The sequence below is a fragment of the Candidatus Desulfolinea nitratireducens genome, assembly GCF_982879505.1.
This window is the reverse complement of sequence record NZ_CEYOSI010000033.1, coordinates 1-8,502: the sequence shown is the minus strand read 5'-3', so window position 1 is coordinate 8,502 and position 8,502 is coordinate 1. Positions and strand designations below refer to the sequence as shown.

8 protein-coding genes are annotated in these 8,502 nt (G+C 46.9%); all 8 read right to left on the bottom strand.

Going from position 1 to position 8,502, the window contains the following annotated elements; genetic code table 11:
• Window positions 1–1,741, bottom strand: a 1,741-nt coding sequence (locus tag AC3DOM_RS04640; protein ID WP_487917856.1) for a tetratricopeptide repeat protein, incomplete at its 3' end; no start/stop codon positions are given.
• Window positions 1,742–1,796: 55 nt separating this feature from the next.
• Entirely contained in the window at window positions 1,797–3,092 is a 1,296-nt protein-coding gene (locus tag AC3DOM_RS04635; protein ID WP_487917855.1) for a thymidine phosphorylase, read from the bottom strand.
• A 311-nt stretch (window positions 3,093–3,403) separates the two neighbouring features.
• Window positions 3,404–4,585: a MalY/PatB family protein gene (locus tag AC3DOM_RS04630; RefSeq protein ID WP_487917854.1), complete on the bottom strand. Its 1,182-nt coding sequence runs from the start codon at window positions 4,583–4,585 to the stop codon at window positions 3,404–3,406.
• Window positions 4,586–4,687: 102 nt separating this feature from the next.
• Complete coding sequence (gene ribA, locus AC3DOM_RS04625) at window positions 4,688–5,305, bottom strand: GTP cyclohydrolase II (protein WP_487917853.1); 618 nt, start codon at window positions 5,303–5,305, stop codon at window positions 4,688–4,690.
• Between the two features lie 81 nt (window positions 5,306–5,386).
• Window positions 5,387–5,620: a hypothetical protein gene (locus AC3DOM_RS04620; protein WP_487917873.1), complete on the bottom strand. Its 234-nt coding sequence runs from the start codon at window positions 5,618–5,620 to the stop codon at window positions 5,387–5,389.
• 63 nt (window positions 5,621–5,683) lie between these two features.
• The gene (locus AC3DOM_RS04615) at window positions 5,684–6,415 is read right to left on the bottom strand and encodes an HlyD family secretion protein (RefSeq protein ID WP_487917852.1); all 732 of its coding nucleotides are present in this window, start codon (window positions 6,413–6,415) and stop codon (window positions 5,684–5,686) included.
• Between the two features lie 24 nt (window positions 6,416–6,439).
• Window positions 6,440–7,264, bottom strand: coding sequence for an ABC transporter ATP-binding protein (locus tag AC3DOM_RS04610; protein ID WP_487917851.1), 825 nt, complete (start codon window positions 7,262–7,264; stop codon window positions 6,440–6,442).
• 14 nt (window positions 7,265–7,278) lie between these two features.
• Window positions 7,279–8,427 carry an ABC transporter permease gene (locus tag AC3DOM_RS04605; RefSeq protein WP_487917850.1) on the bottom strand — a complete coding sequence of 383 codons (1,149 nt, stop codon included), beginning with the start codon at window positions 8,425–8,427 and terminating at the stop codon, window positions 7,279–7,281.
• Window positions 8,428–8,502: the final 75 nt, after the last annotated feature.

Genomic DNA, 8,502 nt, shown 5'->3' with positions numbered 1-8,502 from the left:
TTTCCGCAAGAGGCGATATTTCATCACCTGGAGTGGAGACAACTTCTTCCACGCTTGTCTCTTCCTCTTCCAGAAGCCATTTAGGAAGATCGATCTCTTCTTCTAAGGAGGGCTGATCTTCAGTGAACCCCATACCCGCAAGGGGATCTTCTGCGGCAGGTTCGCCCGTCCCTGCATCCTGGGCTTTTTGCACCCACTCAGGGGCATCTTCTGTCCGTGCATTGGGATCAGTGATCAATTCTTCTGGGTTCGCGCCCTGGTTGGCAGCCAGCCCCTCCAGCCAATTAAGAGCAGCGTCCTGATCATCACTGGAAGCGCCCAATTCTCCAATCGAGGGATCAGCGATCAGTGATTCATCTGCAATATCTGGACTGGTTTCTATTTCCGCAAGAGGCGATATTTCATCACCTGGAGTGGAGACAACTTCTTCCACGCTAGTCTCTTCATCTTCCCCAAACCAATTAGGAAGATCAACTTCTTCTTCTAAAGAGGGCTGATCTTCAGTGAACCCCATATCTGCAATAGGATCTTCCTTCGGAGATTCGTCTGGTTTTTTCCCGGCGTTTCCGCTCAAGAGATCATCCATCCATTTATCAGCGACCATATCATTTCCTGTATCAATTTCCTCCCCTGCAAGATTTTCAACGTCTGCTAATTCTTCGTCAGAAGGGGCCATGGATTTCATCCAGTCCGGCAATTCTCCTTGTGCAATCTCTTCTTCTTTTGATAAGGGCTCATCAAAAATCGAGCTTTCCTCTTCGGGTGCGCCAGAGGATGAATCCCATCCTGCATCACGCATAAAATCGGGAATATTCTCTTCGTCAGCTTGTTCTTCTGAAGCGGAGGCAGACCCAAATTCACTATCGTCTTCGCTCACTTTTAACCATGCAGGCTGTTCCTCTTCATCCTGGTCCAGTTTAATACCCAATGTTTCACCCCATCCACTCGCCAACTGAGGCGAACTGCCGGGCTTCCAGTCTAATCGTTCCAGGTTAACGGCAGCATCCGGAACATCATCAATATTAAAAACAGAGTCTTTGATAAAGGCAGCATAGGGATCAAGGGAGTTGATTCTATGTCGATAAGTTTGTGTGCTTTCAGAGCGGCTCGTTCCTGGTAAAACCTCGACCAAAATGCGATTGGCATCAAAACAGTAGGGGCGTTTGGTCAGTAAATCCGAGGCGATTTGGGAAGCTTCCACCTGCTGCCCCGAACGAAAATAGGCCTTGGAGAGCAAAACCTGCATATCCACGCGGCCAGGGTCTCGGGACTCTACGCTCATGATTTCAGCGATGGCTTGCGGATATAGCTCGCCTTGCATATAGACATTGGCCAAGGCCCCACTTGTCATGCGAACCTTGGGCGGTTCAACTCCATCACGGCGACCATAAAGTCGTTGTAATTCACCCTGTACCGCTGCATTGGATGGCTGGGATTCAAATGCACGCTCCATATGCCAAATCGCTTCATCATGTTTTTCTTTTTCGTCGGCAATCAGACTCATCCCCACATGAGAAACAAAATCATCAGGTACAGACATGATCGTGCGTGAAAAAATATCTGCTGCATCGTTATACCGCCTGGCCTCAAGATAGGCCTTACCAAGCAGCCGATAGGTTTCAAGATGTTTCGGAAAAGTCTTTAAAATATGATGGCAATGACCGACAGCCTCTTCGGTTTGACCCTGTTCAATTAGGGTGCCAATTTCCCGATTGTAGTTTCGTAAAGATACTTTTGCCATTTCTGCACACACTCCTTAGCTTAGTATGCACTATTCCTTAAAATTTCGCAAGCATTTACTCGTAAAAAAGCGGTAAGGGTGCAACAGGATCATCACTGAATAAATGCGCTTTAAGAATTGTTTCCCGTGCCTGCGTTAATAGTTCAGCATCGTTGGCGTGGATGGTAAATAAAGGTTCCCCGCCGTTGATGATGTCGCCCACTTTATGATGGATGATGACTCCGACCGCGTGATCTATAGCATCATCCTTTTTGGAACGTCCGGCCCCTAAGGTAACAGTCGCCTCCCCTACGAGCCGCGCGTGGACCTGAAGCAGGCTTCCGCTGCGAGGGGCAGCTACGGTCTCGATCAGCTTCGCCTTTGGCAATTTGGATGGATCATCTATGTATGATAGATTCCCGCCCTGTACAGAGATCAACTCGCGAAACTTCTCAAATGCACTCCCATCTGCGATTGCAGCTTCGCACATTGAACGTGCTTCCGCCATTTTTTCTGCACGCTTCCCTAAAAGAAGCATCTGAGCGCTTACATGCAGACAGTGCTCGATAAAATCATCAGGACCACCACCTTGCAGGGTGTCAATCGCTTCCAGGACTTCCAACGAATTCCCCACGGCATATCCGAGCGGCTGATTCATATCAGAAAGCACGGCAACGGTTTTTCGCCCGGCTAATTCTCCGATCGCAACCATCCGCTTTGCCAGTTCACGCGCCTCTTCAAGGGTCTCCATAAAGGCCCCAAGACCCAGTTTTACATCCAGGACAATTGCTTGAACACCCGAGGCAATTTTCTTACTCATGATCGAGGAGGCGATCAGGGGCATCGATTTAACCGTGCCTGTTACATCTCTCAGCGCATAGAGTTTTCCATCTGCAGGGGCCAGATCAGCACTCTGGCCGGAGAGGACCATGCCGACATCGTGTAATTGCTTTTTGAATTCTTCTGCCGTCAAATCCACCCGAAAACCAGGTATCGACTCCATTTTATCGAGGGTTCCACCGCTGAAACCCAATCCACGTCCAGACATCTTGCCTACGGGCAACCCACAAGCGGCAACTACAGGTAAAACGGCCAACGTAGTTTTATCTCCCACACCGCCGGATGAATGTTTATCTATTGCAATATCAACCACATCTGAAAGGTCAAGCGTATCACCTGAGTGGGCTATCGCCAGTGTTAAGTCAGTGGTCTCGCGAGGCGTCATACCATTCAGTAATACTGCCATCGCCCAGGATGCCGCCTGATAATCCTGGATTTCATTTTTCACAAAACCTTCTACAAAGAAATCGATTTCCTCTTTCGTCAATTCTTTGTGGTCACGTTTTTTGATAATAATATCGACAATCCGCATGGTGCTCTTTCCATGTCATTAAATTTTTGGAATCAAAATAATTGTAACCGAGATTTCCCATTGCAAATGGGATTTCTTCCCATAGTAATGGTATTACAATGACTAATGACAGTCTTTCAGATAGGCAAAATAAGTTTGATGCTCTAATTTTTGAGTATATCTTTACTCTGATTCAGATTTGTAAATTCACCCTTATGAAGAAAAATATGATCTGGCTGTGGCAAAACAGGACCAATGCAGATAGTCTCTGCGGATTGCCTCCTGAATATAATAATCTGCTCAAGCATTAAAAGCTTGAACGGATTAATTTATTATTTCAAAGCTTTTTTCATCCGTTCCAACCCATCTACAAGGATCTCGCGTGGACAGCCAAAATTTAGCCGGACAAATCCCTCGCCACCGGGTCCAAAGTCCGCGCCTTCATTGAAAGCGACCTTTCCTTTTTCGATAAAGAATTCCTGCGGTGAGCCTTTGATCTTGCCACTCGATATCAATTCGTTACAATCCAGCCAGGCCAGATAAGTTGCATCGGGGACGGAAACACGGATGCCGGGTAAATTCTTCTCAACATAATCGACCACATAATCACGGTTGGCAGCCAGATAATCAAGCAGTTCTTCCAGCCATGAATCGCAGGCCCCAGAAAAAGCAACCTCTGAGGCAATATGCCCCAGGCCGTTGGTATGGAGGGTCAGCTTTTTGATTTCCTTTTTATATTTTTCACGCATTTCTTCATTTTGAATGATCGCGAAGCCAACGAAAAGCCCGGCCACATTGAAGGTTTTACTGGCGGCAACCAGGGTGATCGTTTGCTGGGCGATCTCAGGAGAAAGAGTCGCGATGGGGATGTGCTTATTCCCATCGAGGAGCAGTTCGCTGTGAATTTCGTCGGAGCAGATGATGATATCTTCACGGAGGCAGGTGTCGGCCAGGCGGGTTAACTCGTCTCGGGAGTAGATCGTCCCGGTCGGGTTATGCGGATTGCAGAAGAGGAACATGCCTGTGCGGGCTTCCTCCGAATGGATGGCATTGTCAAAGACTTCCCAATCTATTTCGCTATGGAGAGTGCGCCCATGAGTAATGGTCTTGAGCGGCGCCATTTGTGATTTCAGGTCGGTATTTTCAGGGGCTGAAAGAAAAGGGAAATAAACCGGTGGCTGGGTGAGAATGCCTTCATCGGACGCGCAGACGATACGCGCAGCAAGATTAAAGCCCGTCACCAAACCGGGGATCGGAATGATATCTTCAGAGGTCAGATCCCAATCGTAGAGACGTTTCATTCGATTGGCAACTTCAGTAAGCAACTTCTGAGTGGGCCAATCATAGCCAAAGACACCATGCCCGACTGCGCCATGCAGCGCTCCGAGGATCGGCGGAGGGGAGGGGAAATCCATATCGGCCACCCACATGGGGAGTACATCTTCATCGTAGAAATTCCATTTTGCGGAGGCGGTTGGGCGGCGATCAACGATCTTGTCGAAATCAGAGGGCATATTTATTTCCTTTGGAAAGTTTTTTGAAGATTATACCCTGCTGAACGAATAGAATCAAAAAAGCCGAGTTGTAAAACTCGACTTTTCAATATCATTCTTAATTTAGATTCTCACCTGGACAGGCTCAAAGGCAAAGAGATGGCGCATCCGTTTGGCCTTGGTGGAGAGATAATTGATATTCTCATCGGTCGGCGGGATCAAAATCGGAACCCGCTTATTTACGGGCATCCCAAGCTCAGTTAACGATTCGATCTTGGTTGGATTATTCGTCAACAGGCGAACGGATTTCACGCCGAGGTCTTTAAGCATGGCAACCGCGATATCGTATTCCCGTTCGTCGGCCTGATGCCCAAGGGCAAGGTTTGCATCGACTGTATCGTAGCCTTGATCCTGCAAGTTGTAGGCGCGTAATTTGCTTGCCAGGCCGATCCCACGACCTTCCTGACGGAGGTATAGAACGATACCACGCCCTTCCTGGGCAATCGCATCCATCGCGTAATGGAGCTGAGGGCCACAATCGCAGCGTTGGGAACCAAGCACATCACCGGTAAAACATTCTGAATGTACACGGACAAGCACATCTTCACCGCTTACATCGCCGAAAACCAGCGCCATATGTTCCTTGTGATCCTGGTCGTTATCATATAAATAAAGTTGAAAAGTACCCTCTTCTGTCGGGATACGGGTATGAACTAATTCTTCAGCATTCATGTTTTTCATTTTATCTCCTCTCTACTGTAGACAACATTATAGCAAGATTTATTACCTTTTTTATCCTAAATTGTTTTTCTAATATAAATCTTATTTAATAAATTCGATAAAAGCGGTCATTCCCCAGCGCATATCAGGATGTGTATCATCTAAAATTATGCTAACTTCGTAAAGAATATCACCCTGGTTATTTGAGAATGTCTCGGCAATCTGCGATACAACACCTTTTAGAGATACATTAGGGAGCGCATCTAGGCTGATATTGACAGCTTGCCCTTTGCGAATTTGCACTACATTCAATTCGTTTAAGTCTGTGGTTCTAATGATCCAATTAGAAAAATCCGCAATAGTGACGGCAGAGGCTCCTGCAATGATTGATTCACCAACTTAAAGATTTAGGTCTGCTACTCTGCCCGAAATTGGTGAGCGTAATTCAGCATTCGATAGGGCGATCTGCGCTGCAGAAAAATTGTTTTGCACCGCACTGGAACCGCTTTCCTGGAGATTGCTATGGTCTGCATTTGCCTGTGTCAATCGAAGTTCGGCAGCATCTAAAGCAGCTTCTCGCTCAATCCATTCAAGGGCCTGGTTGTAGCGAGCCCAAGCATTTTCAAGGATCTCTTCCAAATCTTTGATATAGCCACGCGGATTGTCGTAGCCCATATAAGGTTCATAATCAAACCGTGCTTTGTCTACTTCGATCTTCATTGCCGCGGCAGCTTCTGTCGATGTCATCGCATCAAATCTGGAAGGAATTGAGTAATTATCCACTTGTTGTTGGGCATCACGCAGGGCCTGGTAGGCAAGAGAAACTTCTTCTAAAACCGCCGTTTCAGCTCTTTTGACCTCAGCTTCTAGCGCAGCCGTATTTTCGAGAATAGCGATCAATTCTCCAGCAGCAACATCTTTTCCTTCGGCAATAAGCACATTTTCAATGATTCCGCTAGCTGAAAAAGCGACTTCTGTATACTCGATTGGCTCCAAGCGACCTTCAGCGATGATCACATTTTCAATATTTATGGGCTGAGCGGATAATTCTTCCGCTGTGGCAGGGCTGGCACAGGCACTTAGCAAAATGGAGAAGAGGCTAAGAGCAGAGAGGTTAAGTAGTTTTTTCATGATTGAAACTCCTGAATTTTAGCTCTAGTTTCCCGCAGGAGCAGGAGATAAGTTTGATTTAAAAAGGGAATTAACTGGATGCAATTTTTCTTCAACGGGGGCTTGCTTAGGCAGCTTGTCAAATTCGCTGGTACCGGCGAGCAAGTTGATCTCGTCTCGGTCAGTGATCACGCGGGCGATCTTCCCGTCCACCATTTGGACGACTTTATCTACATATTTACACATCCGCAGGTCATGCGTGACCATGATCCCCGCGCGTTTCTGTTCATGGATCAGGTCGGCAAAAATCTGAACAACCTGGTTGGCACGTTCGGTATCAAGGTTGGCTGTCGGTTCATCGGCAAGCACCACGCTTGGGTCATGGACGAGGGAACGTGCAATCGCTACACGTTGTTGCTGTCCGCCTGAAAGTTGAGAAGGAAGGTTATGCAGACGATCATCCATTCCCAAACGGACCAATAGCTCTGTGGCACGCTTTCTGCTCTCACGAGTATTTTTCTTATTCAGACGCATCATCAGTTCAACATTTTCCAATGCGGTCAAATAGGGAACAAGGTTATTCGCTTGAAATGTGAAGCCGATTTTTTCTCGACGGAATTTAGTCCGCTCGCGATCACTCATTGACCCAAGATCCTGCCCGTCGATGATCAAATTTCCTTCTGTCTCACGGAGCAGGGTGGCTAACATGGCCAACATGGTTGTTTTTCCTGAACCACTTGGGCCAACCAAACCAATAAATTCTCCTGCTGTTACACTTAATGAAACTTCATTGACTGCCTTCACAACAAGTCCATTGCTGTCATAAACCTTGCTTACATCTTTTGTTTCGAGAATATATTTATTATTCATTTTTCTTTTCCTTCCTACATGCCTAAGGCAGTCAGGGGTTCGACTTTTAATGCTAAACGGATCGACACCATCCCGCCTATTGGCCCGATCAAGAGTAAAGAGACCACAGCGACGATCACAGATGTTCCAGTGAAAATAATTGGAACGCTGGATGGCATCCCCAGGGTTAGCCCAAAGGTAGCCAGGCCTCCCAGAAATACCCCGAATACGGTTACAAAGATGATCTGCAAAATCGAGGCACCCGCAACGATCTGATCAGGCGTACCGACGGCTTTCAGCATCCCAATTTGAGGAACTTTTTGGAGGGTCTGGATCTGGAAAAATCCACCGATGACCAGTACGCCGATCAAAAAGGTAAAGCCTTTCATCGTATTAAGTGTATTTTGCTGGGCAGCATACCCAGGGGCTGATTCGTAAGCAGTTCTAATATCGGTTACTTCCACATCAACTATGGAATTCTCGATATATGCAGACATGGCCGTCATCGCAGCCGGGTTCTCCAAACGGACAGCGATCGTATTGGTGATGGGCCGGGAGCTGTATTCTCCTGCATCCGCTTTGGGTCTGTATCGATCCCAATTGGGGAGGGAGACAAAAGCTGAGGGCTGGAAGAAATATTGACGACCATCTGTGATTCCAACTACACGCAGATCAAAGAATTTATCATCCGTTCCCTGGGTGGATTTGATCGTCAACATATCCCCTACATTTACCTGGGCCTGCTCGGCAATCCGTTGATCAACAACGATCACCTTTGCCTGCCGTGAACTCAGGCTTTGCCCATCAAATACTGGTGGGGAGCCTGGTTCGCCCGGGTTTACACCGACAAATGAAATATCCAATGTTTCCAGACCATCTGGCAGAACGACCTTTAGATTACTAAAACCAATCGGTCCCGCATCTTCTAATCCATCCAGACGTTGAATCCGCTTCACTTTTTGATAATCTAGACGACTTTCGATCGTGGAATAATTTGTACCTCCCTGAAAAACCAGAAGATCTGCATCCAGTTTTTCAAGATATTCCTTATTCGCCGAAGCCAGGCCTTCTCCCAAACCTGCTGTGAACAGAACCAAAACTGCGATCAGGGCAATCACCATGCTGAAGAGAAAAAATCGTCCCTTGTTTCGCCAAATTTCTTTTAGACTAAGATATATAGACATTTGATTTCCTTGTTTTTTGTCATATTTTGACCGGATTAGTCCCAATATAGCAGATTAATTTCGGTTTGTCAATAG